This is a genomic window from Kribbella pratensis (assembly GCF_004365355.1).
Taxonomy (GTDB): domain Bacteria; phylum Actinomycetota; class Actinomycetes; order Propionibacteriales; family Kribbellaceae; genus Kribbella.
Map to the genome: position 1 here is coordinate 412,501 of NZ_SODP01000002.1, position 27,000 is coordinate 439,500.

27 protein-coding genes are annotated in these 27,000 nt (G+C 67.3%); 13 read left to right on the forward strand and 14 right to left on the reverse strand.

Annotation, left to right across the window (positions count from 1 at the left end; genetic code table 11):
- Window position 1: 1 nt before the first annotated feature.
- From EV653_RS18605 to EV653_RS18635, 7 genes are all read right to left on the reverse strand, one after another.
- Window positions 2–4,864, reverse strand: a complete 4,863-nt coding sequence (locus EV653_RS18605) for an NAD-glutamate dehydrogenase (protein WP_134105013.1) — start codon at window positions 4,862–4,864, stop codon at window positions 2–4.
- A 115-nt stretch (window positions 4,865–4,979) separates the two neighbouring features.
- On the reverse strand, window positions 4,980–5,177 hold the full coding sequence (locus EV653_RS18610) for a ferredoxin (RefSeq protein WP_134105014.1): 198 nt from the start codon (window positions 5,175–5,177) through the stop codon (window positions 4,980–4,982).
- Window positions 5,174–6,373, reverse strand: coding sequence for an NADH-ubiquinone oxidoreductase-F iron-sulfur binding region domain-containing protein (locus tag EV653_RS18615; protein WP_134105015.1), 1,200 nt, complete (start codon window positions 6,371–6,373; stop codon window positions 5,174–5,176). The genes EV653_RS18610 and EV653_RS18615 overlap by 4 nt, the downstream gene beginning before the upstream one ends.
- Entirely contained in the window at window positions 6,370–6,921 is a 552-nt protein-coding gene (locus EV653_RS18620) for a ferric reductase (protein ID WP_134105016.1), read from the reverse strand. The genes EV653_RS18615 and EV653_RS18620 overlap by 4 nt, the downstream gene beginning before the upstream one ends.
- The gene (locus tag EV653_RS18625) at window positions 6,921–7,829 is read right to left on the reverse strand and encodes an FAD:protein FMN transferase (protein WP_134105017.1); all 909 of its coding nucleotides are present in this window, start codon (window positions 7,827–7,829) and stop codon (window positions 6,921–6,923) included. The genes EV653_RS18620 and EV653_RS18625 overlap by 1 nt, the downstream gene beginning before the upstream one ends.
- Window positions 7,826–8,116, reverse strand: coding sequence for a hypothetical protein (locus EV653_RS18630; protein ID WP_134105018.1), 291 nt, complete (start codon window positions 8,114–8,116; stop codon window positions 7,826–7,828). The genes EV653_RS18625 and EV653_RS18630 overlap by 4 nt, the downstream gene beginning before the upstream one ends.
- Before the next feature lie 91 nt (window positions 8,117–8,207).
- Window positions 8,208–8,693: a MarR family winged helix-turn-helix transcriptional regulator gene (locus EV653_RS18635; RefSeq protein WP_130444725.1), complete on the reverse strand. Its 486-nt coding sequence runs from the start codon at window positions 8,691–8,693 to the stop codon at window positions 8,208–8,210.
- A gap of 94 nt (window positions 8,694–8,787) precedes the next feature.
- On the opposite strand from EV653_RS18635, the gene EV653_RS18640 reads away from it, so the two are divergent.
- Both EV653_RS18640 and EV653_RS18645 read left to right on the forward strand, forming a co-directional pair.
- Complete coding sequence (locus tag EV653_RS18640) at window positions 8,788–9,759, forward strand: NmrA/HSCARG family protein (RefSeq protein WP_134105019.1); 972 nt, start codon at window positions 8,788–8,790, stop codon at window positions 9,757–9,759.
- Window positions 9,760–9,940: 181 nt separating this feature from the next.
- Complete coding sequence (locus tag EV653_RS18645; RefSeq protein ID WP_134105020.1) at window positions 9,941–10,276, forward strand: hypothetical protein; 336 nt, start codon at window positions 9,941–9,943, stop codon at window positions 10,274–10,276.
- A gap of 2 nt (window positions 10,277–10,278) precedes the next feature.
- Here EV653_RS18645 and EV653_RS41220 read toward each other — a convergent pair whose 3' ends face one another.
- Window positions 10,279–10,416 (reverse strand): hypothetical protein, encoded by a 138-nt coding sequence (locus EV653_RS41220; RefSeq protein WP_166679482.1) that lies wholly within the window; start codon window positions 10,414–10,416, stop codon window positions 10,279–10,281.
- 220 nt (window positions 10,417–10,636) lie between these two features.
- Between EV653_RS41220 and EV653_RS18650 the strand changes: the two genes are divergently transcribed.
- Window positions 10,637–11,275, forward strand: a complete 639-nt coding sequence (locus EV653_RS18650) for a hypothetical protein (RefSeq protein ID WP_134105021.1) — start codon at window positions 10,637–10,639, stop codon at window positions 11,273–11,275.
- Window positions 11,276–11,597: 322 nt separating this feature from the next.
- Window positions 11,598–11,951: a hypothetical protein gene (locus EV653_RS18655; RefSeq protein WP_202871732.1), complete on the forward strand. Its 354-nt coding sequence runs from the start codon at window positions 11,598–11,600 to the stop codon at window positions 11,949–11,951.
- A gap of 330 nt (window positions 11,952–12,281) precedes the next feature.
- Here EV653_RS18655 and EV653_RS18660 read toward each other — a convergent pair whose 3' ends face one another.
- Window positions 12,282–13,172, reverse strand: coding sequence for a helix-turn-helix transcriptional regulator (locus EV653_RS18660; RefSeq protein WP_134105022.1), 891 nt, complete (start codon window positions 13,170–13,172; stop codon window positions 12,282–12,284).
- A 173-nt stretch (window positions 13,173–13,345) separates the two neighbouring features.
- On the opposite strand from EV653_RS18660, the gene EV653_RS18665 reads away from it, so the two are divergent.
- Window positions 13,346–14,161 carry an SDR family NAD(P)-dependent oxidoreductase gene (locus EV653_RS18665; protein WP_134105023.1) on the forward strand — a complete coding sequence of 272 codons (816 nt, stop codon included), beginning with the start codon at window positions 13,346–13,348 and terminating at the stop codon, window positions 14,159–14,161.
- 256 nt (window positions 14,162–14,417) lie between these two features.
- Here the strand turns inward: EV653_RS18665 and EV653_RS18670 are convergent, their stop codons facing one another.
- Together EV653_RS18670 and EV653_RS18675 are read right to left on the reverse strand one after the other, a co-directional pair.
- Entirely contained in the window at window positions 14,418–15,146 is a 729-nt protein-coding gene (locus EV653_RS18670) for a GNAT family N-acetyltransferase (RefSeq protein WP_202871733.1), read from the reverse strand.
- An 11-nt stretch (window positions 15,147–15,157) separates the two neighbouring features.
- Complete coding sequence (locus tag EV653_RS18675; protein ID WP_134105024.1) at window positions 15,158–16,150, reverse strand: zinc-dependent alcohol dehydrogenase family protein; 993 nt, start codon at window positions 16,148–16,150, stop codon at window positions 15,158–15,160.
- A 124-nt stretch (window positions 16,151–16,274) separates the two neighbouring features.
- On the opposite strand from EV653_RS18675, the gene EV653_RS18680 reads away from it, so the two are divergent.
- Together EV653_RS18680 and EV653_RS18685 are read left to right on the forward strand one after the other, a co-directional pair.
- Complete coding sequence (locus tag EV653_RS18680; RefSeq protein WP_134105025.1) at window positions 16,275–16,718, forward strand: winged helix-turn-helix transcriptional regulator; 444 nt, start codon at window positions 16,275–16,277, stop codon at window positions 16,716–16,718.
- A 31-nt stretch (window positions 16,719–16,749) separates the two neighbouring features.
- Window positions 16,750–17,349: a TetR/AcrR family transcriptional regulator gene (locus EV653_RS18685; protein WP_134105026.1), complete on the forward strand. Its 600-nt coding sequence runs from the start codon at window positions 16,750–16,752 to the stop codon at window positions 17,347–17,349.
- A gap of 19 nt (window positions 17,350–17,368) precedes the next feature.
- Here the strand turns inward: EV653_RS18685 and EV653_RS18690 are convergent, their stop codons facing one another.
- The gene (locus EV653_RS18690) at window positions 17,369–18,790 is read right to left on the reverse strand and encodes a pyridoxal phosphate-dependent decarboxylase family protein (RefSeq protein WP_134105027.1); all 1,422 of its coding nucleotides are present in this window, start codon (window positions 18,788–18,790) and stop codon (window positions 17,369–17,371) included.
- Window positions 18,791–18,936: 146 nt separating this feature from the next.
- Here EV653_RS18690 and EV653_RS18695 point away from each other — a divergent pair, with 146 nt between their 5' ends.
- The 4 genes from EV653_RS18695 to EV653_RS18710 all read left to right on the forward strand — a co-directional run bounded on the left by EV653_RS18695 (window position 18,937) and on the right by EV653_RS18710 (window position 22,661).
- On the forward strand, window positions 18,937–19,617 hold the full coding sequence (locus EV653_RS18695) for an alpha/beta hydrolase (RefSeq protein ID WP_166679483.1): 681 nt from the start codon (window positions 18,937–18,939) through the stop codon (window positions 19,615–19,617).
- A gap of 6 nt (window positions 19,618–19,623) precedes the next feature.
- Window positions 19,624–20,517: a patatin-like phospholipase family protein gene (locus EV653_RS18700; RefSeq protein WP_134105029.1), complete on the forward strand. Its 894-nt coding sequence runs from the start codon at window positions 19,624–19,626 to the stop codon at window positions 20,515–20,517.
- Window positions 20,518–20,582: 65 nt separating this feature from the next.
- On the forward strand, window positions 20,583–21,179 hold the full coding sequence (locus tag EV653_RS18705; protein ID WP_134105030.1) for a TetR/AcrR family transcriptional regulator: 597 nt from the start codon (window positions 20,583–20,585) through the stop codon (window positions 21,177–21,179).
- A 75-nt stretch (window positions 21,180–21,254) separates the two neighbouring features.
- Complete coding sequence (locus tag EV653_RS18710) at window positions 21,255–22,661, forward strand: amidase (RefSeq protein ID WP_134105031.1); 1,407 nt, start codon at window positions 21,255–21,257, stop codon at window positions 22,659–22,661.
- Window positions 22,662–22,752: 91 nt separating this feature from the next.
- Here EV653_RS18710 and EV653_RS18715 read toward each other — a convergent pair whose 3' ends face one another.
- Window positions 22,753–23,328 carry a TetR/AcrR family transcriptional regulator gene (locus EV653_RS18715; RefSeq protein ID WP_134105032.1) on the reverse strand — a complete coding sequence of 192 codons (576 nt, stop codon included), beginning with the start codon at window positions 23,326–23,328 and terminating at the stop codon, window positions 22,753–22,755.
- A gap of 86 nt (window positions 23,329–23,414) precedes the next feature.
- Here EV653_RS18715 and EV653_RS18720 point away from each other — a divergent pair, with 86 nt between their 5' ends.
- Window positions 23,415–24,461, forward strand: a complete 1,047-nt coding sequence (locus tag EV653_RS18720; protein WP_134105033.1) for a TDT family transporter — start codon at window positions 23,415–23,417, stop codon at window positions 24,459–24,461.
- A gap of 122 nt (window positions 24,462–24,583) precedes the next feature.
- The gene (locus EV653_RS18725) at window positions 24,584–25,486 is read left to right on the forward strand and encodes an NmrA family NAD(P)-binding protein (protein ID WP_134105034.1); all 903 of its coding nucleotides are present in this window, start codon (window positions 24,584–24,586) and stop codon (window positions 25,484–25,486) included.
- On the opposite strand, the gene EV653_RS18730 is transcribed toward EV653_RS18725, so the two are convergent.
- Window positions 25,419–26,996, reverse strand: a complete 1,578-nt coding sequence (locus EV653_RS18730) for an AAA family ATPase (protein ID WP_134105035.1) — start codon at window positions 26,994–26,996, stop codon at window positions 25,419–25,421. The genes EV653_RS18725 and EV653_RS18730 overlap by 68 nt on opposite strands.
- Window positions 26,997–27,000 lie beyond the last annotated feature (4 nt).

Here is a 27,000-nt window from a genome sequence, read left to right on the forward strand (position 1 = left end):
CCTACCCCTGGTTGGCGATCAGGGTTCGGACCAGGCGGAGGCCTACGGAGAGTTGGGCCAGTTCGGGGCCTTCGGTCTCGACGATCTCCTCGAGCATGGAGGAGGCGCGGGACAGGGCCACGGCGTTCTGGTCCTGCCAGGTGATAACCCGGTTCTCCGGCTCGGCCGAGGCGTCGGTGGTGGCCAGGACCTGTCGGGTGAGGCGGGAGTGGACGGCGTGCAGGTCGTCGCGGAGGGCGGCGCGGGCCATCGTCTGCCAGCGGTCGGTGCGGGGCAGGCCGATGATCCGCTCCAGGAAGCGGCCGAGTTGCAGCCGCTCGCCCAAGGCGAAGTGGACCCTGGCGACCTCGAGGATGTCGATGTCGTCGCGGGACGCGGTCTCGACGATGCCGAGTCCGGCGTACGCCGGGGGCAGCACCGCGATCCGGGTGGCGAAGTCGTCGGCAACGCCCTTCTGCACAAGGCTTTCCCGCCGCTGCTCGAACAGGGCCAGCTCGCGGCCCCGCAGTACGTCGGGCAGCGCCGCCGTCAGCTTCGCGATCCCCGGGCCGAAGAACTCGATCAGATCCTCGATGTCGACCGGAGGCCGCCGGTTACTGACCAGCCAGCGCGTCGCCCGCTCGACCAGCGTCCGGGTCTCCAGCCGCATGTGCGTCTGTGTCTCGGCGGCGACGATGTTGTCCAGCTCGGCGTTGCGCGACAGCAGCTCCGGCTGCGAGAAGATCCTGCTGGCCGCGAGGTTCGCGCGCACGACGTCCTCGACCGTCCCGCCGGTCTCCAGCGAGAGGCGGTGGTACGCCGTGATGCCCGACGTGTTCACGAACTCGTTGACGATCTGCGTGGTGATGATCTCGCGCCGCAGCTGGTGGCTCTGGATCTGGTCCTCGAACCGCTCCTGGATCGCCTTCGGGAAGTAGCTCGCGAGCTTGTGCTTCAGGAACGGGTCGTCCGGCAGCGTCGTCTTGAGCAGCTCGGCTTCCATCACGATCTTGGTGTAGGCGATCAGCACCGAGAGCTCGGGTGACGTCAGCCCGCGGCCCTCGGCCTTGCGCCGCTTGAACTCCGTCACGCTCGGCAGGAACTCCAGCTCGCGGTCGAGCAGGCCCTGACGCTCCAGCCGCCGTACCCAGTCCTGGTGAACGTGCATGAGCGCCGCGGCCTGGGCGCCGGCGTTGGCGAGCGCGATGTTCTGCCGGTAGTTGCTCTTCAGCACGAGCGCGCCGACCTCGTCGGTCATCGACGCGATGAGGTCGTTGCGCTGCTTCTCGGTCAGGTCGCCGTCGGCAACCACCTTGTCCAGCAGGATCTTGATGTTCACCTCGTGGTCGGAGGTGTCCACGCCGGCCACGTTGTCGATGAAGTCGGTGTTGATCCGGCCGCCGGTCGCGGCGTACTCGATCCGGCCGAGCTGGGTGAAGCCGAGGTTGCCGCCCTCGCCAACGGCGCGGGCCCGCAGGTCGGAGCCGTTGATCCGGATCGCGTCGTTGGCCTTGTCGCCGACGTCGGCGTTCGACTCGGCCGACGACTTCACGTACGTGCCGATGCCGCCGTTCCAGAACAGGTCGACCGGCGCCTTCAGGATCGCGTTCATCAGCTCGGCCGGCGTCAGCGTCGCCGGGCTGCCTTCGATGCCGAGCGCGTCGCGCACCTCGGTGGAGATCGGGATCGCCTTCTCCGTCCGCGGGAACACCCCGCCGCCGGCGGAGATCAGCGACGCGTCGTAGTCCGCCCAGGACGACCGCGGCAGCTCGAACAGCCGCCGCCGCTCGGCGAACGACGAGGCCGCGTCGGGCGTCGGGTCGAGGAAGATGTGCCGGTGGTCGAACGCCGCGACCAGCCGGATGTGCTCGGACAGCAGCATGCCGTTGCCGAACACGTCACCGGACATGTCGCCGACGCCGACGACGGTGAAGTCCTCGGTCTGGCAGTCGTGACCCATCTCGCGGAAGTGCCGCTTGACCGACTCCCAGGCGCCGCGGGCGGTGATGCCCATCGCCTTGTGGTCGTAGCCGACCGAGCCGCCGGAAGCGAACGCGTCGCCCAGCCAGAACCCGTACTCCTTCGCGACCCCGTTCGCGATGTCCGAGAACGTCGCGGTTCCCTTGTCCGCGGCAACGACCAAGTAAGCGTCGTCACCGTCGTACCGGACCACGTCGCGCGGCGGAACGATGTCACCGGCAACAATGTTGTCGGTGATGTCCAGCAGCCCCGAGATGAAGGTCTTGTACGACGCGATGCCCTCGGCCAGCCACGCATCCCGGTCGACGGACGGATCCGGCAGCTGCTTGGCGTAGAACCCGCCCTTCGCGCCGACCGGCACGATCACCGAGTTCTTCACCATCTGCGCCTTGACCAGCCCGAGCACCTCGGTGCGGAAGTCCTCGCGCCGGTCCGACCAGCGCAGACCGCCGCGCGCGACCGCGCCGAACCGCAGGTGCACACCTTCGACCCGCGGCGAGTAGACGAAGATCTCGTACGCCGGCCGCGGCTGGGGCAGGTCCGGGATCGCCTTGGGCTCCAGCTTGAGCGACAGGTACGACCGCGGTTGCCCGTCGGGACCCGGCTGGAAGTAGTTGGTCCGCAGCGTCGCCTTCATCACGGTCAGGTACGACCGCAGGATCCGGTCCTCGTCCAGGCTCTGCACGGTGTCCAGTGCGGCCAGGATCTCCTTCTCCAGCTGATCGGTCCGCATGGTCCGGTCCGGATCGTCGGCCGGGCCGAGCGCCGGGTCGAAGCTGGTCTCGAACAGCTGCACCAGCAGACCGGCGACGTCCACGTGGTTCAGGAACGTGTTCTGGATGTAGTCCTGGCTGAACGGTGTGCCGCCCTGGCGGATGTAGCGCTGGTATGCGCGCAGGATCGACACCTGCCGCCAGCTGAGATTGCCGCGCAGCACCAGTGCGTTCAGCTTGTCGGACTCGGCCCGGCCCTCCCAGACGGCCTGGAACGTGTCGGAGAACAGCTTGCGCAGGTCCTCGCGCTCCTCGGTGTCCTCGGGCGCCTTCAGGCCGAAGTCGTAGATGTAGGCCATCGTGCCGTCGTCGCAGCGGATCTCGTACGGCCGCTCGTCGATCACCTCGACACCCATCGCACTCAGGTGGGGCAGCACCTGCGACAGCGACAGCGCCGTCCCTCGCCGGAAGACCTTGAAGCGGCGCTCGCCTTCCCACTCCTCGTCGATCGGGCTGTAGAGCGACATGGCCAGCCCGTCCTCGGCCGGCAGGCTCTCCAGGACATGTACGTCGTTGACCGCGACGCGGGCGTCGAAGTCCTCCTTGTACGCCTCCGGGAACGCCTGTGCGTACCGGCGGGACAGCTTGGTGACCGCACCGTCGCCGCCCTGTGCGTGCAGCGCGGCGGTGAAGTCGTCGGCCCAGGCACGGGTCGCGTCCATCACCTGCTGCTCGAGCAGGTCCGCGTCGTACTCCCCGACGGTCTCGCCCTGCTTCATCCGGACCACGAAGTGCACGCGGGCCAGCACCGACTCGGTGACGTACGCGGCGTACGTGACGGTCTCCGCGCCGATAGCGTCCTTCAGGATCTGCTGCATCTTCAGTCGGACCGCAGTGGTGTAGCGGTCACGCGGCAGGTACACCAGGCAGGACAGGTACCGGTTGTAGACGTCACGCCGTACGAACAGCTTGACCGCACGCCGCTCCTGCAGGTGCAGCACCGACTGCACGATCGGCAGCAGGTCCTCCACCGGGGCCTGCAGCAGCTCGTCGCGCGGGTACGTCTCGAGTACGTCGAGCAGGCCCTTGCCGCTGTGGCTGTTGGGGTCGAAGCCGGTCAGGCGGAACAGCTCGAGCGCCTTGCGTCGCAGCACGGGCACCTGCATGACGCTCTCGGTGTACGCCGTCGACGAGAGCAGACCGATGAAGCGACACTCCCGGACCGGCTCGCCGTTCTCGTCGAACTGCTTGATGCCCACGTAGTCGAGATAGGTCGACCGGTGCACGGTGGAGCGCGAGTTGGCCTTGGTGAGGATCAGCAGCTTCCGCTCCTGCGCCTTGGCGCTCACCTCGGGCGGCAGCTTGCCGGAGCCCGGCTTCGGGTCCGACCGGAGGATGCCCAGACCCGTCCCGGGACGTCCGCGCAGGATGCCCTGCTTGCCCTCCATGGTGAAGTCGTACTCGCGGTAGCCGAGGAAGGTGAAGTGCTCGTCGGCCAGCCACTCGAGCAGCTCGCGGGCCTCCTCCACCTCGCTCTCGGGGACCGGCAGGTCGTCGGCCTTCAGCCCGGCGGCGATGCTGACCGCCTTCTCGTGCATCTTCGGCCAGTCCTCGACGGCTTCGCGTACGTCGTTCAGCACCTTCTGCAGCGCCTGCTCGAGCGCGCGGTGCTCGGCGACGTCGGCGATCCGCTCGATCTCGAGGTGCATCCAGCTCTCGCGGACCAGGTCGTGCCCGTCCGCGGCGGCGCTGTCGTCCAGGACCTCCTGCAGCGTGCCGGCGACGTCACGGCGTACGACGAACTGCGGGTGGATCAGCAGCTGGAGCTCGAGGTTGTGCTCGGTGATCGCCATCGAGGCGCTGTCGACCAGGAACGGCATGTCGTCGATGACGATCTCGACGACGGTCCGGCCGCTCGCGGACCAGCCGTGCTCATCGACGGTCGGGGTGAAGACGTGGACCTTCGCCGTACCCTGCGGGCGGCTCATCGCGGACTTGTAATGATGCCGCGCGGCGCCCAGACAGTCGTTCGGCTGGCGCTCCGCGACGTCCTCGGCGGCGACGTGCCGGTAGTACTGCTCGAGGAACGTCCTCAGCTTGCCCGGGTCGACCATTTTGTCGTGCCCATGGGTGCCCGCTGCCACCGCCTTGGCGAGCACATCTGCCTTCTGGACGTCCAGCTTGCTCTGCATTCCCCACCGTCTCCACACGTGACGTCGGCGTCGCTCTCGCCGGACCGCACGACGTTGTGCGGTCACTCAGAGATTAGTCCACCTTTGTCACTGGTGTGGTGTCGGGACGGAGCTGTCATCGATTGGTGAGGCGTAAGGCAAGAGCCGGACACGCGAGGACTGCGCGGCGCGCATCCGACAGTTCACCGGCGGTGATTTCACGGCCGCGCAGCACTGGGAATCCCCACTCGTCGAGCAGGATGTCGTCGGGCACAAGGCCTGCGCACAAGCCGTGCCCGTCGCACCTGGTCCAGTCGATCTCGAGCTTGTTCATCGGGTACCTCCGAGGACTCCGAGGACCGGGCGGCCGCATCCCCGACCGGTGAGGTGATGCTGTACGTCGTCGTCGAACACCTCGAGCGCGGACGTGAGGAATCTCGCAGTCCCGTCCGGGTGTGCACAGGCTCCCCGCCCCGGAACCAGACCGAGATGCCGGTGTGCGTCGTGCCAGCCCCGCGGATCGCCGGCCGTCAACCGGGCGAAGTCGTCGACCAGAGCTGCCAGGCCGAAGACACAGGGCCCGCACTGCCCGGCTGACTGACTGGACAGCCACTGGGTGACACGGGTGATCTCACCGAGCGGGCAGGTGTCGGACCCGAGCGCCAGGATGATGCCGGCCGACACCTCCGGTCGCTGCAGCGTCACGCCCTCGGTCTGTGGCAGCCAGCGGCCGTGGTAGCCGCCCAGCAGTACGGGGCCGGCTTGCGCACCGGCGTACTGCAGGACTGTGTCGAGTGGGATACCGGTCGGTGTCTCGATCACGCCGGGCCGCTGTACGGCGCCGTCGATCGTCAGCAGCTGCGTGCCGGGCTCACTGATCAGTCCGGTGCTGCTGAACCCACGGGACCCGAGCCGCGCGAGTACGGCGAGCTGAGCGAAGGTCTCGACGTTCGACAGGAACGTCGGTCGTCGGTGATACCCCTTGCGGGTCGGCAGCACCCTGCGACCAGGCGGTACGGCGTTGCCACCCTCCAGCGCGCTCAGCACCGCACGGGCCTCCCCCGCGACGAACCGACCCGGCGTCTCCTGTACTTCGATGGCGAGCCGGTCGTCACGCTCCATCAGCGCCTCACGGATGGAGACGGCGGCTCTTGCGTCATGCACGGCGATCAGCACATGCGGCGCTCCCAGCGCGTGCGCCAGTCCGACCGCGCCGTCCAGGACGAGGTGTGGTGACTGGGTCAGGAGCAAGCGGTCCTTACGGCTCACCGGCTCGCTCTCTGAGCCGTTGACCACGACAGCTTCCACTCCACGAGCTGGGAGGTCCTGCAGCTTGAGTGCGACCGGGAACGCCGCTCCGCCACGTCCTCTGAGTCCCACCGCTTCACACAGCTTGGTGTACTGGTCGCGGGTCAACACGGGCAGGCTGCCGTGGGTCAGCAGATGACGCTGCAGGTCCAGGCGGCCCTGGTCGAGTCCGGCGAGGACTCTGGCCTCACCGATGACCCGGGTGTCGTCCACGGTGATCATTGAGTCCTCCAGGCACGGGTGAGCTTCGGGGCGGCGTTGAGGCGGTACACACCCGCAGTGGCGACCGCAGTCAGGCAGCCGATGGTGATGGCGAGCATCCACGGCGTACTGCGGTCTGTGCCGGCGAGCAGTGCGTGCCCGATGGCCAGCAGCCAGCCGACCGACGCGGCGATGTGGAGCTTGCGCCAGTACTTCGTGAACGTCGCGGACGCGGCCAACCGACCACGGGATGCGCCGACGAGGGACGCCAGTACGAGGCTGTAGAGAGCCACTACGCCGACCGCCATCGCGAACGGCCTGTAGCCAGCGCCGAACGGCCAGACCAGCACAGTCGGACTGATCGCCACATAGCTGTCGGCGATCACAGCGACCACATGGGTTGTCAGCAGGACCAGTCCGGTCACTGCGGCCGAGCGGTGCACGTACTGCAGCCAGAACCGGCGCTCAGGCCGACGGACGTTCGGCATGACCATGCCGAGCACTGCTGACAGCGTGAACATGACCATGGTGACCACACCAGCAGCGCGGGCCAGGTACCACAGCGTCATCAGGCAGCCCTGCTTGCAGTCGGCCAGCCCGACAACTCGGTGACCTCGCCGTCCTCAGCGACCAGCCGGGACGGGTGACCAGCCAGCTTCAGTCGACCGACCGCTGCGTCCCCGGTGGCCACAAGCGCAGTACTGAAGGTGTTCGCCCGTACTGCGGTCGGAGCCCAGACCGATGCAGTCCGGTACGAGCCTGCCGCAGGCAGTCCGGTCCGAGGGTCGATGACGTGGTGGTTGTAGCCGGTCGGCGTCTGCCAACGCCGTACCGTGCGAGTTGACGTGGTCAGACCGCCGTGGGCCAGCGTGACGAGGACGCCCTCCTCGCCGGCGCGCTCGGCGACAGTGATTACCCACGGCTCAGCCGGCGTACCAGCAGCTCTGAGGTCACCGCCGATCTCAACGAGGACGGCGCAGCCGTAGCGCTTGCTGATGACGTTCGCAGCACGGTCCGCGGTCCAGGCCTTGGCCGTCGCGCCCAGGTCGAGCGCGCAGTCCGTCGGTACGCCGAGCAGGGCGAGCTTGCGGTTGAGGCGAACCTCCTGCCAGCCCGCGACCGGCTTCGGGTCGGCCGGTGCCTGCGGGAAGCGGCGTCGTACCGTCTCGATGTCGGCGTCGTACCCGGCCGCGATCACCGCCGGGCCGACGGTCGGGTCCACCGCGCCGCCGCTCATCTGGGCCGCGACCAGGCTGACGTCGACCAGGTCGACGAGCAGACGGGACACCGGTACGAGCGCGCCGGCGCGACTGTTCACGGCGGAGAGCTCGGAGTCCGGGCGGAAGCGGCTGGCGGCCTTGTCGACGCGATCCATCAGCGTCTTGAGCTCGCCGCAGGCCGCTCCCAGTACGGCGGGATCGTCGACGGTCAGCCGGACGGTACAACTCCACGCGGTCCAGGTCCGGGAGGCGGTCATGACCCGTTGCTCCCACCTTGCGAAGTCGAGCCGGAGCTGGACGAGCCGAGCCCACTCGAGCTGGAGCTACCGCTGTCGTCGGAGCCACTCGAGTTCGAGTCGTCCGAGCTGCTCGAGGTGGCCGTCGTACCGCTGGTGTTGCTTGTCCTGTCGCTGTTCTTGGACGACACGACCGCGACCGAGATCCCGGTCGCGCCGACACCGAGGACGGCGGTGGCTATCGCGGCTGCGGACGCCCGATGCAACCAGCGCCGGCGAATGGACTGGGGCTTGTCTGTGCTGACCATGCCCCAAGCCTCGGTCGAGGCCCGTCAGCCGCACTCCAAGAGAAGATCAAGCCATCGTCAAGTCTTGCTGAAAGCTCTCTGAGAGGGGCTCTCAGGACCGGTCGGCCAGCGGGCAGTCGGTGTCGCAGTGCTTGCCGATCGTCGCGACCACCTCGTCGGACACCTCGCCGAGGACCGTCATCCGGTCGGGGCCGAACACGTCGACGAAGAACTCCCGGACGCGGGCCGCATGCGCCGGCGCGCACTCCTTGATCGCAGCCATCCCCGCCTCGGTGATGGCGATCTCCGGGTAGCGGGACTCGCACGCCTCCTTGCGGATCAGGCCGCGCTTCTCCATCCGGGTCAGGTGGTGCGACAGCCGGCTCTTCTCCCACTGCGTCGACCGGCTCAGCTCGAACGCCCGCATCCGGCCGGACTCCGACTCGGACAGGTTGACCAGGATCTCGAAGTCCGACTTGGACAGGCCGAAGTCCCGCTGGAGGTGACGCTCGAGGTGCGTCTCCAGTGTCCGGGTCATCAGCAGGTAGCTGCGCCACGCCTTCTGCTCGTCGTCGTCGAGCCACGGTCCCTTGCTCACGAACCCATCCTACCGGGTCGGGTTGACACATCAACCCAACGAGCTACGATCGGTCGAGTTGACACATCAACCTAACTCTTGGGAGTGACTGGATATGACCAAGCTGATCGCTGTCGTCGGCGCCACCGGGAACCAGGGCGGCGGTCTGGTCCGCGCGATCCTGGCCGACACGTCCGGCGAGTACGCCGTCCGGGCCCTGACCCGGAACCCGGACTCGGCCAAGGGCAAGGCACTCGCCGCCGCGGGCGCCGAGGTGGTCGCGGCCGACCTCGACGACGAGGCGAGCATGCGGGCCGCGTTCGACGGCGCGTACGGCGCCTTCGTGGTGACGGACTACTGGGTCCAGCGGACCGACGAGGAAGAGGCCGCCCGAACCCGCGCCGAGATGGAGCTCGACCAGGCCGAGATCGCCGCCCGGGCCGCCCGCGACGCCGGTGTCGAGCACGTGGTCTGGTCGACGCTCGAGGACACCAGGACGTTTTTCGCCGGGCGCGACGACGTACCGAGCCTGGAGGACGGGCGCTACAAGGTCCCGCACTTCGACGCGAAGGGCGAGGCCGACGAGATCTTCACGAAGTACGGCGTACCGACGACGTTCCTGCGGACCACGTTCTACTTCGACGCGTTCATCAACGGCATGCCGCCCACCCGCAACGCCGACGGCAAGCTGACCATCACCATGCCGATGGCCGACCGCCCGCTGGCCGGCGTCGCCTCCGAGGACATCGGCCGCACCGCCTTCGCCATCCTCAAGCACCCCGACCTGATCGGCGAAACCATCAGCATCGCCGGCGACCACCTCACCGTCGACCAGTACGCCGCCGCCCTGAGCGAAGCCTTCGGCGAAGAGGTCCTCTACCACGCCCCCACCTGGGAAGAGTTCCGCGAATACCCCTTCCCGATGGCAGTAGAGATGTCCAACATGTTCCAGTTCTACGCCGAAGACCACCAACGCTTCACCGGCGACCGCGACGTCGACAAGGTCCGCGAGCTGAACCCGCAGTTGGAGTCCTTCGCAACCTGGCTCGACAGGCACCGCGACGAGCTCAAAGCCTCGCAAAACTAACGAACCCCCGCTTCACCCCGGCGGCCTGAGGCGTACCCCCAGGCCGCCGGGCATCCGACTGATTCGCACTCATCAACTCGCGTCGTTGACCGCCATTTCGCAGCACCTCACGGAGCAGTGACGGAGCAGGGAGCGTTGCGCCAACTAGAACATACGTTCGAAGAACATGTATTCTGAGGCCATGCTCGGTCGGTTCACCGTGCGCCCGTCCGATGACGGTGCCAACACATTCGGCGTCTGGGACAGCGCGGTCAACGGATGGCGTGCAACAGGCATCTCCGACGAGCCCAAGGCCCGCGAACTGGCTTCCGACCTAGACATCCAGTACGACGCCCACGGCCCGCGCCCGGCTGACGCGATCCGGCACCTCCAGCCTTCCCAGGAAGTACAGCGTGCCACCTGGTCCACCGGCGAGCTCGACGTCTGGATCCGCGACAACGGCGAATGGCTGGGCCGAGTCCGCGACAAGAACGGTCACGTCACATGGGTCCCAGGCGCCGACCTCCGTCCCCTTTGAGCTCATGAAGCCACCTCGAGAGAGCTGCCGCGCGCGGCCACCGCGACGAAACCGCCGACGCCCCGGCCTACCGCTCCGCTGCACGGCTCGTACGAACGCATGATCGTCGTCTCGCCGACCCAGAACTGCGAAGATCGCATCCCTCGCCGTACTGCTCACGATTTTGCTGAGTCGTTGGGACACATGGATAGTTCGCAGGTAGTTGACCAGGGAACGATCGACGATCGGCGAACCGAGGTCAGTGCCATATGAGATGTGTGAAGGGGTTGGGGATATGACGGGGAAGCTCGTGGCTGCAATCGTGGCGGCCGGAATGCTGCTCACCGGTTGCAGCGGGGATCCAAGGCGAGCAGCGGAGATGTGCAGGCCGACCAGGCCACCGCGACGGCGCCCAGCTCGGCGACGCCAAGCACGCAAACAAGCCTGCCGGCCAAGGCGGCGGGCGGAATCAAGGTCACCGAGGTCGGGTTCGGGAAGTCGGGCGACTACGTCACTGCGGTCGCGGTGATTCGGAACGGCACTGATCAGATTTCGTCGCTGCAGGTGAGCTTCGCGGCGTATGACGCTGCGGGAGAGGTGCTCGGCCAGCAGGAGACGTCAGCGCCGATTGCTCGCGCCGGCGCGACCGTCGCCACCACCACGCCGATTGAAATCAAGAGCGGCAAGGTAGCGAAAGTGACGGCAGAGGCGAACGTCCTGCAGAAGCAGAAGGACGAGCACCCGTCCTCGACGTTCGTTGCCAGCGGAGTTAAGTATCGGCCGGGGGATTACGACGCATCGGTGACCGGGAAGATCACCAGCAAGTACGACCAGGACGTGAAGGACGCCTACGTGGCGGCTGTCTGCCGAAGCGCCGCGGGCACGATCGTTGGCGGCGGCGAGGACTACTTCACCGTGAAGTCCGGCGGATCGACGGCCGTCCAGGTCACAGTCAGCGGGGCAGGCATAAAGTCCTGCCAGCTGTACCCCACCCTCGGCGGCGCCAGCTCAGCCGGATAGAGAGCGTCGACCAGGCGACCGATACCGGCGGTCCTCCTTCGAAATCCTTGGTTTGCTGCACTGGCCAGGTGGCCATGACGGCGATCACCACGGAGTGCAGCCGGTCCAGGGTGAGCACCAGCGGCCACGGTGTCCGATGTGGGTGCGCGGTCCGCACTCCGGCAGCACACCTCACCGCCTGAAAGGCAGCGGCAGAGCTCGCAAGCTACCCGACGGGTGCCCGAAGATCTGCAGATGGAACTGGATTCGGGCCTGCAGTGGGCGCCGTGGCTGTTGTTCGAGGAGGCCGTGCGCGTCGCGCCGCGCGAGCCAGGGGTCTACGTTGCCCGCGAACGACCCACTGGGGCAGATCGTCTACATCGGAATGGCAGGTGAGCGTCGCGGCCAAGGAATCCGCGGCCGGCTGCGCATCTACCTCACCGGCAAGGCGGCCGTCAGCGGCTTGGGCGAAGCCGCTCTCGACCGCGCGTTGGCCGACCCGGCGTGGCTGGATCACATGATCCGACGCACTCGGACCGAAGGTCCTCTGCGGGCCAAGCAATGGGCGCAGGCAGCTCTGACCCGAGCAGATCTCGAGCTGACCTGGACCGTCAGTCCGGACCGCGTGGCCGCTGCGATCATCGAACAACGCCTCATCGCCGCCGCAACGAATCAGCTCTGGAACCGAAGACGCTAGCTAGCCGATGAACGATCACCGGCGGCTGCTCAGCCGCAGCCGGATGCGTCGATGAAGCCGATAACGGATCAAATGTCAGGTCGGGACCAGACAGAGCAGGGGCGGGTTCACTATGAATGTTCCCAGCGCGGTCGATGAAGTGCCCGTCGGTCCGTCCGACCGCACAGCCCGGATCACGTCGAGCAGGCCTGCCGGCACTGCGTCGGCGGGACCGGCCAGGGCCGGGTGGCTGCTGGGTCAGGGGTCGTCCCACCAGCGGTACGGCAGCGAACAGGCCGTCAGGATCCCCCGCAGTGTTTCAGACGCGGCTCCGGCCTTGTTGTCGTGTCATTAGTGCGGCTGGTTGAGGGAACCACTTGTGATCTTGTCCTGCTGTGGGGCAGAGGTCGCGGACCAGTTGGTGAGCAGGTGGAGGGCGTGTTCTGACGTGGTGCCGGGCTTGGCCAGGTATATGAACAGCGCTTGATCTGGATCGCCTGGGAAGGTGACGACCTCCGATTCGAGGGTCAGGTCGCCGACGACGGGGTGGTGCAGTCGTTTGGTGCCGTGGCTGAATTCGACGACTTTCTGTTCGGCCCACCACTTGCGGAAGTGCTCGCTTTTGATCGACAGTTCGCCGACCAGTTCGGTCGTCTTGGGGTCGTCGGGGTACCGCGCCGCGTCCATCCGGAGCGCGCCGACGAGTTCGGCCACAACTCGTTCCCACTCGTCGGCCCACAGCAGCCGGGCCGCCTCGTCGAGCAGGACCCAGCGCGTCGCGTTGCGGTGCTTGGCGGGCATTGCGTTGAAGTCGGCAAGCAGCGCCCTGGCCGAACGGTTCGCGGCCAGAACATCGGTACGGCGCCCGAGTACATATGCGGGGGCGTCTCCGAGCTGCTCCATCAAGGCGAAGACTCCTGGGCGTACCGCTTGCCCGGACCGCGGTGCACGCGTTCGCGCGGGACGCGCCCGGACGGCCACTGTTTCGAGATAGTTGCGTTCGGCCCGGTCGAGTTGCAGGGCTGCGGCGATCGCGTCCAGTACCGCGCCTGACGGCTCGATCGGCCGGCCCTGCTCGAGACGCGTGTAGTAGTCGACGCTGACTCCAGCCAGCCGCGCGAGCTCCTCGCGGCGCAGGCCTGGGACCCGTCGCTTCTGAGCATCGTGGATCCCGAGCGCAGCCGGATCCAGCGCAGCGCGGCGTGCACGCAGGAAATCTCCCAGCTCCTCATTCCTGGCCATACCGTCATTGTCCCCCGACTGCGGCGTCCTCGCGGGGACTGCCTAGCCCTCTCGTTCCTAGGTCGCGGCAACCCGGGATTCGCGGGGCTCGCTCCGGCCCTCCAACGACACATCGAGCTGAGTTGACTGGGTGCCATCAGCAACAGACTGCACACCAACTCAAGGAGTTCGCAATGTCCACTTGGCTCATCACCGGCGCCACTTCCGGATTCGGCCGGCTGGTCGCCGACCGGGTTCTGGCTGGGGGCGACGAGGTCATCGCCGTCGGCCGCCGCCGCGACCGCCTGGACGACCTCGTCGCGTCCGCCCCAGCCGGCCAGGTCACTGCGATCGCGCTCGACGTCACCGACACTTCCGCCGAGCGGGTGATCGGCGACGCCGTCAAGGCCGCGGGCCGGCTCGACGTCGTCGTGAACAACGCCGGCTACGGTCTCTTCGGTTCGGTCGAGCAGACCGACGCGGGCCAAGCGCAGGCGATCTTCGACACCAATGTGCTCGCAAACCTCGCTATTCTGCGCGCGACCCTGCCCGCCATCCGCGCGTCACGGGGTCGTGTCATCCAGTTGTCCTCATTCGTCGGGTCGTTCTCCTGGCCCGGCTCCGGCCTGTATTCCGCTTCCAAGGCCGCGGTCGAGCTGTTCAGCGAAGGCCTCGCGCAGGAGCTGGCGCCGACCGGAGCAAAGGTGACGGTCATCCAGCCCGGCATGTTCGCGACCGAGTTCGTCGGCACCTCGCAGGTCATGGCTCCGAACGACGTGTATCAGCCGACCGTCGGGGCGTTCCTCGCCGGCGTATCGCAGCTGCCCGCCGACGCTATGGGTGACCCGAGCGCGGTCGCGGACGCGATTCTCGCAGTGGCGAAGATGGACGAGCCGCCGCTGCGACTGGCGATTGGTCAGGACGCAGTCGACGGCATCCGCGCCGCACTCACCTCGCGTCTCGCCGAGCTGGATCAGTGGGCCGCCAAGGATCTTCCCGCGAAGGCCTGATCCTCTTCGGGTGCAGCTGACTCGGCGCATCGGCCAGTGTTGATCGTGGTGAAGATCTAACCAGTTGGCGGACGAGACACGTGCAGCACCCGACCGGCTACTTGATGGGGCGCCGAAGTGAGGACGACCCGACCTTCGGCGCGGTCCCCGAATGATCTGGCGGCGTTTGGTCGCCTTTCGCGCAGCAAGCGGGCCGGCACCCTTCGGTGCCGTGCCGCTTCGGCTGCGCGGGCCGGGTCGCCGGTGGCCTCGGGTCTCACCTTTTGCGATAACTTCCGATGACGATTCGCCGCCGTACTGTGAAGCCGAGGGCGCGGTACAGGCGAATCGCGCCGACGTTGTCTTCCATGACGTGCAGGAACGGCTGGTCGCCGCGGCCGACGACTTCGCCCACCACAGAAGTCACGACTGTCCGTGCGAGGCCGAAGCCTCGGTACTCGGTGTCACTGCAGACTCCGCTGATCTCCGACCAGCCCGGAGGGCGCATTCGCTCTCCTGCCATCGCCACCAGCTTGTTGCCGCGCTCGATGCCGTAGTAGGCGCCGAGGCGCCAGGTATCCGGGCCGAAGGGTCCCGGTTTGGTGCGCTGCGCCAGGTCGAGCATCTGCGCGGAGTCCGCTTCGTCCAGCTTTCTGACCGCGAACCCGTCAGGAGCGTCCACACTGGGGAGCAGCGTGCTGTCGGCAACCATCTGCAGCGCCAGCAGTCGGCGCGTCGCCGTCACGGTCGGCGGCACCGTGTCCGGCGGATTCACCAGCACCACGTCGTCTTCGCCGGCGAGCTCGATGAGCTGGTCCCAGTCCGCCGGCTCCGCAGCATCTGGCAGCGCCATGAAGGGGGCAACACCGGCCGGGTAGCGAGCGGTGTGCCCGGCCACGGCAGCCCACTGCCGGTGCGTGCCGGCCAGTGAGTGCCGGACCGGGTTGTCGAGCATCGAGAGACTCGGGCCTGCCGCTACCTCACGTCCTGCCTCGTCTGAGATCACAGCGACGTGCTTCAGCTCGGCAGGCCGTCGGAGTGTGGGGTCAGCAGCACTTTGCCTTGCCACTGGGCCGCAGCGTCGATCGCGTCGGCATACTGCTCGAAGGAGTAGGTCGCGGCGATGGGAACTGTGATCGCGCCGGATGCGACCAGATCCGCGAGCTCCTCGTACATCGGAACGAGTTTGTCGAGCGTGGCGGTCTTGAACCACTCGACCAGCCAGAACCCGCGGATCGTGAGATCGGTGAAAACCAGCTGCGGCACGGAAGCTTGCAGCGGCTGCCGGCTCACGTTGCCGTACATGACGACCGAGCCGCCCTGCGCCACCGCGCTCATCAACCTCAAGGTGGCGTCACCTCCGATCGTGTCCAGGGCCAGCACGACGGGGGCATCGCTCGTTGCCTTCGCCACCTGCTGCGCCAGATCCGGGCCGTCGACGAGGACGACGTCACCGCCGATCGCCTCGATCTCCTCGATCAGCTCGGGTCGCCGTACGACGTTCACGGTGCGCAGACCGCGAGATCGCGCGATCGCGATCACGGCTCGTCCGACTGCGGAATTCGCGGCGTTCTGGATCACCCAGGCACCAGGAGCCAGCGACACGGTCTCGGTCAGCATCAGATAGGCGGTGGCCGGGTTGATGCCGAGCATCGACAGTTGCTTCACGTCGCCATCGGGCAGCGGGCGCAGCCAGTCGGCTCGGCTCTTGATGCGTTCCGCCCAGGCCGGTTGCAGCGGGGGAATGAGGGTCAGTTCTCCCTCGGCGAGGAACGTCACGTCGCGCCCTACCGCGACGACGCGGCCGACTCCTTCGAAGCCGCCGATGCTCGGCAGAGCGGGGAGTTGGCCGTAGCTTCCGGCGATCACGGACAGATCCGAGCCCGTGATCGGCGACGCCTCGAGCGCAAGGATCACCTCGTCCGGACCGGGCGCTCCCACGTCAGGGACCTCGACGAGACGCAGACTTTCGGACTGCTTGCCGAACGCCTGCAACTGGATGGCTTTCATCGACCCGATCCTTTCGATGCACCGCGCGCCGGCTGCGGTCAGCGTGCCGACACACGGAAGAGTTGCTTGATGCAACTCACCCTACTCATCTGAGTTTCTTCATGCAACGAACTATGCTGACGACATGCGACGCACGAGCTTCAAGGAGATGAACTGCTCGATCGCCCAGGCCCTTGAGGTCATCGGGGATCGCTGGACTCTGCTGATCCTGCGCGACGCGTTTCGAGGAGTGAGTCGTTTCGACGACTTCCAGCAGCTGGGCATCGCCCGGAATGTTCTGCAGCAGCGGCTCGAGGTTCTGGTGGACAACGAGGTTCTGGTCAAAGTCCCGTACAGCGACCGCCCCCTGCGTTTCGACTACCAGCTGAGCGACAAGGGCCGTGACGTGTGGCCGGTGCTGCAGATGCTGTACGAGTGGGGCGAGGCGTACTGCGAGACGCCCGGCGAACGGATCGAATTCAGCCGCCCTCGGTGCGGGCATCAGGGCTCGACCGCGCTTGTCTGCGCGACCTGCAGTGACCCGATCGACTCGGACACGACGCGACTCGCGAACTCTCGGACGAGTTGAGATCGCCGAGCCTGGAACGGACACTGAGTTCGTGCACTCAAAACTCGCCGATCGGCGGTCCGGCCGCCCGCTGGGCTTCGATCGGGCCGAGATGCTCGACCGGTTGATGACGCTGTTCTGGCGCGAGGGGTTCGACGGGGTGACCCAGCAACAGATGGCCGCTACGACCGGGCTGTCGACGTCGAGCCTGTACAACTCGTTCGGCACGAAGATCGAGATCTACCGCGAGGCGGTCGACGAGTACCTGCACCGCATGCAAGAGGTCGTCGAGCCGCTCACCGACGGCGAGCGCGGCCGCGACGACCTTCTGCTCAGCTTGTCCCGCCTCGAGAAGCTTCTCGGCGGTCCGAACGCAGGATTCGGATGCCTCGCGACCACCGCGATGGCCAGGCCGGTCGACGACCACGTCACCCGCGCCACCCACCGCTACCGGGAGCAACTTCGGTCCGGCTTCCGCGCGGCGTTGCGGCGTGCCCGCACGTTGGGGGAGTCGAGCGCCGATCCCGCCGTGATGGCCGACGTGTTCACGTCGGCGGTTCTCGGCACGCTGGTCATCGCGCGCGCCGACAGCGACGGTGCAGAACGGTCACGTCACCTCAAGGCTCTGCGCCGGCTTGTCGCGACCTTGTGAGTCGAGCAGCGGGTCACTGTCAGAGTGCTGCGATTGACCGGTGAGCGTTGCGCAGGAGCGCTTCCACCGCCCGATCGACATCCTGCTCGTCGGTCGCCCAGTCCGACACCGCGATACGCATCAGCCGCTCACCGCGGTACGTCGTACCGCTGAAGAAGGCGCTGCCCTCCGCCCGCACCCCGGCCATCACCGCGTCCGCCAGCCCGCCGTTGTCACCGTCCGGTGCAAGCCAGCGGACCAGGACCTGGTTGGACACCACCTCGTTGACGATCTCCGCCAATCCGCTGCCCGCGAGTGATGCCGCGAAGCGTCGAGCCAGTTGAGAGGTCCTGTCCACGAGCTCGACTACGCCGGTGCGCCCGAGCGCCCGCAACGTCGCATACACGGCGACACCGCGAGCGCGACGAGAGAACTCCGGGTTCCAGTCCATCGGGTCCCGTCCACCCGTTCCTTGTTCCAGGTACGACGCCTGGACGCTCATCGCGGCGCGGTGCGCCGCGGCGTTCCGGCAGATCGCGATCCCACAGTCGTACGCGACGTTCAGCAGCTTGTGCCCGTCGGTGGACCACGAGTCGAGCCGTTCGAGCCCGCTGACCCGATCGGCCATGGCCGGCGAGGCAGCCGCCAGCAACATCACCGCACCGTCGACATGAACCCAGGCCGGATTGCCCGCCTCGCGATGTGCGTCGACCAGGTCCGCGACCGCCTGGAAGTCGTCGAACGCGCCGGTGTTCACGTTTCCGCACTCGACCGCGACGATCGTCGGACCGGAGATCGACGCCAGCGCCTCGGCCAGTCCGTCCGCCCGGATCCGGTCCTGGTCGTCGCAGTCCACGGTCACGACCGCCTTCTCGCCGAGCCCCAGAAACCGAAGCGCCCGCAACACCGTCGAATGCGCCCCCGCCTTCACGACCACCGTGATCGACGGAGCACCGATCAACCCGTCGGCCTCGACATCCCAGCCGGTGGCGCGGAGCACTTCGTTGCGCGCCGCCGCGAGGCAGGTGAACGTCGCCATCTGACCACCGGTCACGAACCCGACCGAGCTGCCCTCCGGCAGCCCGAGCAGCTCCACCAGCCACTCCGCGGCGAGCTCCTCAGCCACCGACGCCCCAGGTGTCGACGAAAACATCGAAGTGTTCTGATCCCACGCGGTCAGCAGTACTTCAGCGCCGTACGCCGCCGGATGCAGCCCGCCGACGACGAAGCCGAAGTACCGACCGCCGGACTGCGCGGCCACGTGCGGCCCCAGATCCCGGGCCAGTTCCGCCACGACCTGCGCGGCATCCGTCCCCTCGCCCGCGGGCGGCCGATCGAGTGCTGCTCGAACCAGCGCCCGGTCCGAAGCCGGCATCACCGCACGCTCGGGCAACGACTCGAAGTACTCGAGCGCCGCACCCGCGGCCGTATCCACCACCGACTTCCAGTCCGACTTCCGCATCCTGACCTCCATACACCACGGGCGAATCTGAGTTGGTCGACTCAGACAGCTGATACTGAGTACCGCGACTCAGATTGTCAATGCGGCACCGCATCAGTGTAAACGATAGCGTTTACATCGTGGTTGCTCCGGCCTACGGTGACGTTGTGACCAACACCGCTGTTCTTCTTGTTCGCGGAGCCTGGAACGGCCCGGAGGCGTGGGATGCCGTACTTCCCGAACTGGACGGCTACGACGTCCGGGCGATCGCCTTGCCGTCCTCCTCGAGATCCCCGGGCGCACACCCGGCAGGGATGTACGACGACGCCGAGGAGATCCGCCGGGCCATCGACGAGTTCGACGCCCCGGTGACCGTCGTGGCCCATTCGTACGGCGGGATTCCGGCCGCCGAAGCCGTCTCCTACTGTCCCGCGGTGGCGCGCATCGTCTTCCTCGCCTCGTTCGTCCTTTACGAGGGTGAGTCGATGGTTTCCATCGCAGGTGGCCCGAAGCCGCACTGGGACATCGACGAATCCGCTGGACTGGTTCGCGTGCGCACGCCGGAGCAGAACATCTACGCCGACCTGCAGGGAGACATCGCGGCGGCAGCGATCAAAGGCCTTCGGCCACAAAGTCTGCGCTCGCTCACCGAACCACTCACCTCGAGCGCGTGGAAGCGCGTGCCGTCGACATATGTGCGGGCATCGCGCGACCGCGCGATTCCCGCGGCCTTGACCGAGGTCTTCACGTCCCGCACCGATGCACTCGACCTGCTCGACACCGGGCATGCTCCGTGCCGGGTCGATCCGGTGGGAGTGGCACGCCTCGTCCGAGCAGCAGCCGCCTGACCGCCGATGACCGACCTGGCATTACAAGGATCACGCGGGCTCGTTCTGGGAGCTGGTGGGTCCGTCGGGCGGGCTTGGCAGACAGGATTCGTCGCTGGTGCGATCGAGTCCGGGCTCGACCTCGGCTCGGCGGACCTGATCGTCGGGACGTCGGCCGGGGCGATCGTCGGAGCCGAGATCGCCCTGGGGCGGGACATGCGCACCACGCTCCCGCCCCCTTCGCAGGGCGATGAGACGCCTCCACGCCCCGACCCGGCGATTCTGGCGATGATCACCGGCGCAGCAGTTGCCCCGGACCCGGCAGAAACTCGCCGGCGCATCGGGGCTGCCGCCCTCGAAGCGGTGACGCCTGACGAGGCGACAGCGATGGCGCGACCGAACATCGTCTCGATGAAAGGCGTTCCCTGGCCACGGCGCTTTCGTGCCGCCGCGGTCAGCATCACCACCGGCCAGCTGATTCTTCTCGACAAGTCCTCAGGTGCATCGCTGCAGCAAGCCCTGGCGGCGAGTTCCGCAATGCCCAGCGTGTGGCCGCCGATCACGATAGGACACGACCGCTACATCGACGGCGGCGTGCGCAGTTCCCTGAACGCCGACGCGGCGGCGGACGCGGATCGAGTCCTAGTCATCAGCTGCCACTCGGTCGGCGCCGCCACGCCGCGCGGCGCCGCCCTCGCCGAAGAAATCGAAACGCTGAGGCGCCACGGGCCCACCGTCGAGGTTGTCATGCCGGCCCAGCGATTTCTCGATCTCACCGATGGCGGCCGCGACCTTCTCAACCCGAGCCTTGAGATCCCTGCGTTCGAGGCCGGCCGCAGGCAGTGGATCGATGAGACCGACCGGGTCAAGAGGTTCTGGGACCGGAGCACTGGGCAACCCGAGAAACGGATGCGGGGATGAGTCTCTGCCGCCATCTCCCATCCAAGAGTTGGAGACGACCGGTCTACTCGTGCTACGGTTCCTTCATGGCCAGCAAGGAGTCCGACACCCGCCAGCACATCTTGGATGTGGCACAAGAAGTCATAGCCCACAGCGGCTACGCGGCGTCCGGGTTGACCGTGGTCCTGAAGCACGCGGCCGTTCCGAAGGGCTCCTTCTACCACCACTTCCCCTCCAAGGACGCGTTCGGGGAAGCGTTGATGAAGAACTACTTCCGGACCTATCTCACCACGATGGATCGGATCATCGCCGATACCTCGAAGACTGGGACCGAGCGGACCATGGACTACTGGCAATGGTTCTACGACGTACAGACCGCTGACGATTGCCAAGGGCAATGTCTCGTCGTCAAGCTGGCAGCAGAAGTCTCCGACCTGTCCGAAGCGATGCGGTTGGAACTCGTCGACGGGACGTCGCAGATCATCGATCGGCTGGAGAAGCTCCTGACGATTGCTCGCGACGACGGATCACTGCCGGCCGGCGCCGTGCAGACGACCGTGCGGGAACTCGCGCAGAGCCAGTACGACTCCTGGCTCGGGGCCAGCGTGCTGACCAAGGTGCAGCGAACGCCAGAACCCCTCCAGCGCGCCATGGCCGGCACTCGCCGGCTGCTGGGGGTGTAACACCTCGACGTTGCTGAACGGCAACGCTTATCCATTTAGAGACGACCGGTCTACTCCGGTCGTCGAAGGAGAATCGTGAACACAGAGTTGATCTACGAGGATGCATCGGTCCTCGCCGAGCAGATCCGGGCTCAGAAGGTGACGTCGGTCGAGGTCGTCCAGGCTTACCTCGACCGGATCAAGGCCATCGATCCGAAGCTGAACGCGATCGTGACGCTGAACGAGAACGCCCTCGACGAGGCGAAGGCGGCCGACGACGCAGTAGCCGCGGGACAGGCCGTCGGGCCGCTGCACGGTGTGCCGTTCACCGTGAAGGACTCGATCGACACCGCTCACGTTCTCACGCAGCGCGGATCACCGATCTTCGCCGGACGGGTGCCCGACCAGGACGCCACCAGCGTCGCGCGGATGAAGGCCGCAGGCGGGATCCTGCTCGCCAAGACGAACCTGCCCGAGTTCTCCTACGCCTGCGAGAGCGACAATCTTCTGACCGGAACGACCAACAACCCGTGGAACCTCGAGCGCACGCCTGGTGGTTCCAGCGGCGGTGAGTCCGCGGCGATCGCGGCCGGGCTGAGTCCGATCGGGCTGGGCACCGACCTGACGATCTCGGTGCGCGGTCCGGCGGCCCTGACCGGAATCGTGGCGCTGAAGCCCACGCACGGCCGTGTCCCGATGACCGGGATCTGGCCGCGGGAACCACGCCGGGTGTGGCACGTCGGTCCGATGGCGCGCTCGATCCGTGACGTCGAGCTGGCGTACTCGGTCCTGAACGGCCCGGATGGCGCCGACGGCGCGTCGGTTGCTCCGCACGGGTACGACGCGGGCGTCGGGTCGGCGCCGTCGCGGCAACTGCGCGTGGGATGGTTCGTCGACTCCGGCCTGGGACCGGTGGACCCGGAGGTCGCCCGGACCGTGCGAAACGCCGCCGAGGCTCTCCGCGCGGCCGGGGTGCACGTCGAGGAGGTGTCGATTCCCGCCCTCCAGGCCGACAACCCGCTCGCGCTGTTCTACAAACAGCATGTCAACGAGCTCAAGCCGGCCGTCGCCGCCGCGACAGCCGGCCATGAGGACGAGATGTACAAGTACACGAAGGCGCTGTTGCAGACGCCTCTCACCCCGGTCGAGCAGTATGTCGACGTCGAGCAGGCCTTCGACCGGATCCGCGACGGCTACGCCGACTACTTCTCCCGATTCGACGCCGTACTGCTGCCCGTGCTTCCGATTCCCGCCTATCCCCACGGCGCGTCGGAGTTCGTCATCGAGGGCCAGACCGTCGACGCGGGCCACATCCAGTCGTACACAGTTCAGTTCAACGTCACGGGTCTGCCCGCACTGTCACTGCGCTTCGGCACCAGCTCCGAAGGACTGCCGATCGGCGTCCAGGTGGCGGCCGCCTGGCACGCCGAGTCAACCGTCCTGCACATCGGCAAGCTGCTCGAGCAGGCCAGCACGGTCCGGGACCTGCACCCCGAGATCTGACACAGCGATCACGTCGGCGAGGCCGACAGCCGAAACCGCGGCGGGACCGGGCGATGCGCGCGCCCGGCACCCGTCGCGCCGCTGCGAACTACTACGACTCGGCGCCGGCCGTCGCGCCGAGCAACACGGCGACGTGACGACGAGCCGCCTCCAGCGGCCGACGATCGTTCAGAGTCTGCGATCGACTGATCGCGCCGTCGTACAGCAACGAGATCAACGTGCCGACTCCCTCCGGATCCTCGACACCGGCGCCTGCCGCCAGGTGCTGCAGCCGCTTCTCGAACTCCTGTTTGTGCAGGACCGCCGCGCGATGTGGTTCGCTCTGCGGTTCGGGAAACTCGGTCGACGCCGCGATGAAGGGACAGGTCGCGATCGGCCGGTCGGTACCGGTCGGAGTGAACAGACCGAGGATCTGCTCACGCGCATCCTGCTCCGAAGCCAACTGCACCCCGAACATCTGCCGGTCGCGTTCCTGCAGATACGCCTGAATCAAGGCGAACTTGTCCGGAAAGTGCTTGTACAGCGTGCGCTTCGACACCGGAGCCGCAGTCGCCACCGCCTCCATCTGCGTGGCGACGATCCCCTGTGCACGAAACAGCCGCGCGGCGGCGACCAAGATCCGCTTCCGCGCGTCGCGGCTCGACGTTGCCTGGACACCCTGGGTCATGCCGGAAGTATACGCCGTCGTTTACCTCGGAAGACGGTCGTGTTAGTGTCATGTAAACGCTTCCGTTTACATCGAGAGGTCGGAACATGTCTGCGCGCCGAGGCCACCGAGGGGTCGAATCCGCCAGCACAAGGTGGCGGCTACCACTGACCCTCTTCGGCATGCCGCTCGGCCTGGCTGGGCTCGGCGGAGCCTGGTCTGCAGCCGCGATCGCGGTCAATGCGCCAACATGGCCGGCTGAGATCTGCTACGGGATGAGTGCTGCACTCTGGTTGACGTACGTCGCGCTCTACCTTCACGGCGGCATCCGCACCCGCGGCGCGTTCGGAGACGACCTGCGGCATCCGTTCAGCGGTCCGTTCGCGTCCGTGATCCCGCTCGTCGCCGTACTGCTTTCCGCTCACTACTCGACGACGTACAGCTTCACCGTGTTCGCCTGGATCTGCGGCGCGGCCACAGCGGCACTGGCGGTCGTGGTCGCCCAGCTGATCGCTCACTGGATCAGCGGTGCCATCGACTTGCACGCCATTCATCCGGGGTACTACATCCCGGCGGTCGCCGGCCCATTCATCGCGAGCATCGGATTGTCCGCGATCGGGCAGCACTCCCTCGCCACCGCCGCGATCGGGGCAGGTTTGTTCTTCTGGGTCGCCATGACCGCCATCGTCACCGTTCGGATGCTGATCGGAGAACGGCTCCCAGACGCGCTTCGACCCGCCATGACCGCCTTCGTCGCCGGTACAGCGACCGCGAACCTCGCCTGGATCATCGCCCACCCCGGCCCTCCGGATCAGGCACAAGAGCTTATGACCGGCGTACTCGTACTGATGCTCCTCGTGCAGGGCGCGCTGATCGGCGAATACCGCACCCTGACCTTCAGCGCCGGCTGGTGGATCTTCACCTTCCCACTCGCATCAACAACCAACTACGCCATCCGCTGGTTCAACGCGGTGCGTCCACCCGGGTGGAAGACCTACGTCTGGGTAGTGCTCGCCGGCGCGACGATGTTCATCCTCTACGTCGCGGCGCGCACGGTCGAAACGACGGTTCGCACGCGAGTGGGCCGGCAGCAACGCCGAATTCTGAGGTCGATCGGGCAACCCGATACATCGACCGACTCGCCAACCACCTAGCCCGGCACGGATCTCTTACGAGACGAGCGCAGTCCGAGCGAACTCAGCAGTGGCGCGAGAGCTGTCGGTTGTTCCAGCGCCTGCCAGCTGAGAAGAAGAACAAGACACCAAGGAGACACCTGATGCCGAAAGACGAACTGTTCCTGATCACCGGCGCGACCGGCAAAACAGGAGGAGGCGCCGCTCGGCTTCTGCTCGAGCAAGGACGCAGGGTCCGCGCACTGGTGCACCGCCACGACGACCGGTCGGACGCGCTCCAGCACGCGGGCGCAGAGATTGCCGTCGCCGACCTGCTCGACTTCGATGGGATCAAGACGGCGGTACGCGGGGTGTCAGCGGCATACTTCTGCTATCCGATCATGCCGGGGCTGATCGACGCGACGACGTTCTTCACCCAAGCGGCGCTCGACGCGGGCGTGCGATCCGTGGTGAACATGTCGCAGATTTCCGCCCACCCCGAGGCCGGCAGCCATGCCGCCCGGGATCACTGGCTCAGCGAGCGGCTGCTCGATCGCGCCGATCTGATGACCACGCACCTACGGCCGACGTTCTTCGCCGAGTGGTTGAAACTCTGGTGGGAACTGCGCAACGGCGAGGGATACCTGCGCCTGCCCTTCGGCCTCGGCAGGCATGCGCCGATCGCCGCCGCGGACCTGTCCCGCGTGATCGCCGCGATCCTCATCAACCCGGAGCCTCACGACCGTGCGGTGTACACACTGCACGGACCGGCCGACATGAACCACCACGAAATAGCGGCCGTAATCGCCGCCACACTGGGCCATCCGGTGCATTACGAGCCCTTGAGCGTGGAGACCTTCACCAAGGCGATGCTCGATCGAGGCATGCCCGAACGCCGCGTGCAGCACTTCAGTCAAGTCGCGCTCGACTACCGCGACGGCGTGTTCTCCGGAACCAACGACAACGTCCAGCGGATCGGAGGCAGTTCGCCGCACGACGTCACCCAGTTCGTCCGCGACAACGAACGCGACTTCCGCACCAGTGGACCGAACTTCGTACCGGCGTGAAGCTGCCGCGTTGAGTCGTTGCCCTGACCTGCTTGCTGGGCGACGGCGTCAGCGGCGTCAACGAGCGGGCGACGGTCAGGTCGTCCGATGTCCGCGCCTGCCGAATGAGGACCTGGGCGCATTCGGGCGGTCCGTCGGCCACCTCCGCAGCCTTCTCCAACGCCGCCCTCGCGGCCAGCGCATCGCCCGCTCCGACGTAGGTGTCAACCGCTCGGATCCAGCGACGGAAGCTTTCCGGCGCATCCACGTCGGCCGGAGTGGCCAGCGCTGCTCCCTCGAGCAGCTCCCCGGCCAACTGCTGTGCACCGCGGGCGCGGGAGACGTCCGCCGCGTGTTCCAGCTCGTCCGCGACCAGTTCGTCCGGCGCGAGGATCGACTTCGAGCGATGCCGGGCCCGCTCGACCGGATCCTCCAGCTTGTCCGCGAGCACGCGATGCGCGCGACGTCGCTCGGCCGGGGCCGCGCCGTCGTACAGGGCTGACGCCAGCAGCGGATGGGTGAAGTCGACGACCGATCCCGCACCGATCCTCGCGATATCGGCGTCGTCAGCAGCCTCCAGCGCCAACCGAAGCCTCGTCTCCTCGATCATCCGCTGCAACTGGGCAACCGTGAGACGACCTGCGGCGGCGACCAGGAGCAGGACGTCCCGCGCATCCTGCGACAGCAGCACGGACACCTTCTCGGCGAGCAGGCCGGCCAGGCTCGGCGGCACCGGGAAGATCGGATCGTGGCCCTGCTGTGCGCTCCACCGCCACTTGGACAGATCGGACTGCATCGCCTGCGCGATCATCAACGCCAGGAACGGGTTGCCGCCACTGGCACGCGCGACGCCCGCGGCCATCGGCGGCGTCCATCGCGAACCCAGCCGCTCGCGCAGCAACTGCCCGATCGCCCAGTCCTCCAGCGGCCGCAGCATGAACTCCTGCTGAGGCTCGGGCAACGACCGGCGCAGGTCGGTGCCCGAGTCCGGATCAGGTCTTGTCTCGACCAGGACGCTCAGGCGCCGCGCATCCACGTTCCGTACGGCGAACGCGATGCTGCCTTCGCTGGCGTGGTCCAGCCACTGGAGATCGTCGACGACGAGCGCCACCGGCTCGGTCCCGCACAGCTGCGTCAGCAATCCGCGGACCGCGAGCGGTACGGCCAACGCATCGGCCTCGGGCCCGTCGAACTCCTCCCGCTGTAGGGCGACGGCCAGAGCGCGGTACTGCGGACCGGGCAGCCGCTCGATCGTGCCGTCGGGGCACTGGTTGACCAGCTCGGCCAGGCCCGCGAACGGCAGGCCGCGATCGAACTCGGTCGGCGCGACCGACAACACCCTCTGGCCGCGGCGCTGGGCGAGTTGCTGCGCGACCTTGAGCAGACTGCTCTTGCCGACCCCCGGCGAACCGACCGCGACGGCGCTACCGCCACCCTCCAGCGCACGGTGCAGCACCTGCAGAGCGTCATCGCGACCGAACAGCCCGTACGCCGTGGCCGACACCTCGTCCATCAGCACATCATCAGGCACGACC

Bases quoted from the DNA above. Each gene is read 5' to 3' on its own strand.
- EV653_RS18605 (WP_134105013.1), bottom strand. From the start codon at position 4,864: ATGCAGAGCAAGCTGGACGTCCAGAAGGCAGATGTGCTCGCCAAGGCG.
- EV653_RS18610 (WP_134105014.1), bottom strand. From the start codon at position 5,177: ATGAACAAGCTCGAGATCGACTGGACCAGGTGCGACGGGCACGGCTTG.
- EV653_RS18615 (WP_134105015.1), bottom strand. From the start codon at position 6,373: ATGATCACCGTGGACGACACCCGGGTCATCGGTGAGGCCAGAGTCCTC.
- EV653_RS18620 (WP_134105016.1), bottom strand. From the start codon at position 6,921: ATGACGCTGTGGTACCTGGCCCGCGCTGCTGGTGTGGTCACCATGGTC.
- EV653_RS18625 (WP_134105017.1), bottom strand. From the start codon at position 7,829: ATGACCGCCTCCCGGACCTGGACCGCGTGGAGTTGTACCGTCCGGCTG.
- EV653_RS18630 (WP_134105018.1), bottom strand. From the start codon at position 8,116: ATGGTCAGCACAGACAAGCCCCAGTCCATTCGCCGGCGCTGGTTGCAT.
- EV653_RS18640 (WP_134105019.1), top strand. From the start codon at position 8,788: ATGACCAAGCTGATCGCTGTCGTCGGCGCCACCGGGAACCAGGGCGGC.
- EV653_RS18645 (WP_134105020.1), top strand. From the start codon at position 9,941: ATGCTCGGTCGGTTCACCGTGCGCCCGTCCGATGACGGTGCCAACACA.
- EV653_RS41220 (WP_166679482.1), bottom strand. From the start codon at position 10,416: ATGCGATCTTCGCAGTTCTGGGTCGGCGAGACGACGATCATGCGTTCG.
- EV653_RS18660 (WP_134105022.1), bottom strand. From the start codon at position 13,172: ATGGCCAGGAATGAGGAGCTGGGAGATTTCCTGCGTGCACGCCGCGCT.
- EV653_RS18665 (WP_134105023.1), top strand. From the start codon at position 13,346: ATGTCCACTTGGCTCATCACCGGCGCCACTTCCGGATTCGGCCGGCTG.
- EV653_RS18675 (WP_134105024.1), bottom strand. From the start codon at position 16,150: ATGAAAGCCATCCAGTTGCAGGCGTTCGGCAAGCAGTCCGAAAGTCTG.
- EV653_RS18680 (WP_134105025.1), top strand. From the start codon at position 16,275: ATGCGACGCACGAGCTTCAAGGAGATGAACTGCTCGATCGCCCAGGCC.
- EV653_RS18690 (WP_134105027.1), bottom strand. From the start codon at position 18,790: ATGCGGAAGTCGGACTGGAAGTCGGTGGTGGATACGGCCGCGGGTGCG.
- EV653_RS18700 (WP_134105029.1), top strand. From the start codon at position 19,624: ATGACCGACCTGGCATTACAAGGATCACGCGGGCTCGTTCTGGGAGCT.
- EV653_RS18705 (WP_134105030.1), top strand. From the start codon at position 20,583: ATGGCCAGCAAGGAGTCCGACACCCGCCAGCACATCTTGGATGTGGCA.
- EV653_RS18715 (WP_134105032.1), bottom strand. From the start codon at position 23,328: ATGACCCAGGGTGTCCAGGCAACGTCGAGCCGCGACGCGCGGAAGCGG.
- EV653_RS18720 (WP_134105033.1), top strand. From the start codon at position 23,415: ATGTCTGCGCGCCGAGGCCACCGAGGGGTCGAATCCGCCAGCACAAGG.
- EV653_RS18725 (WP_134105034.1), top strand. From the start codon at position 24,584: ATGCCGAAAGACGAACTGTTCCTGATCACCGGCGCGACCGGCAAAACA.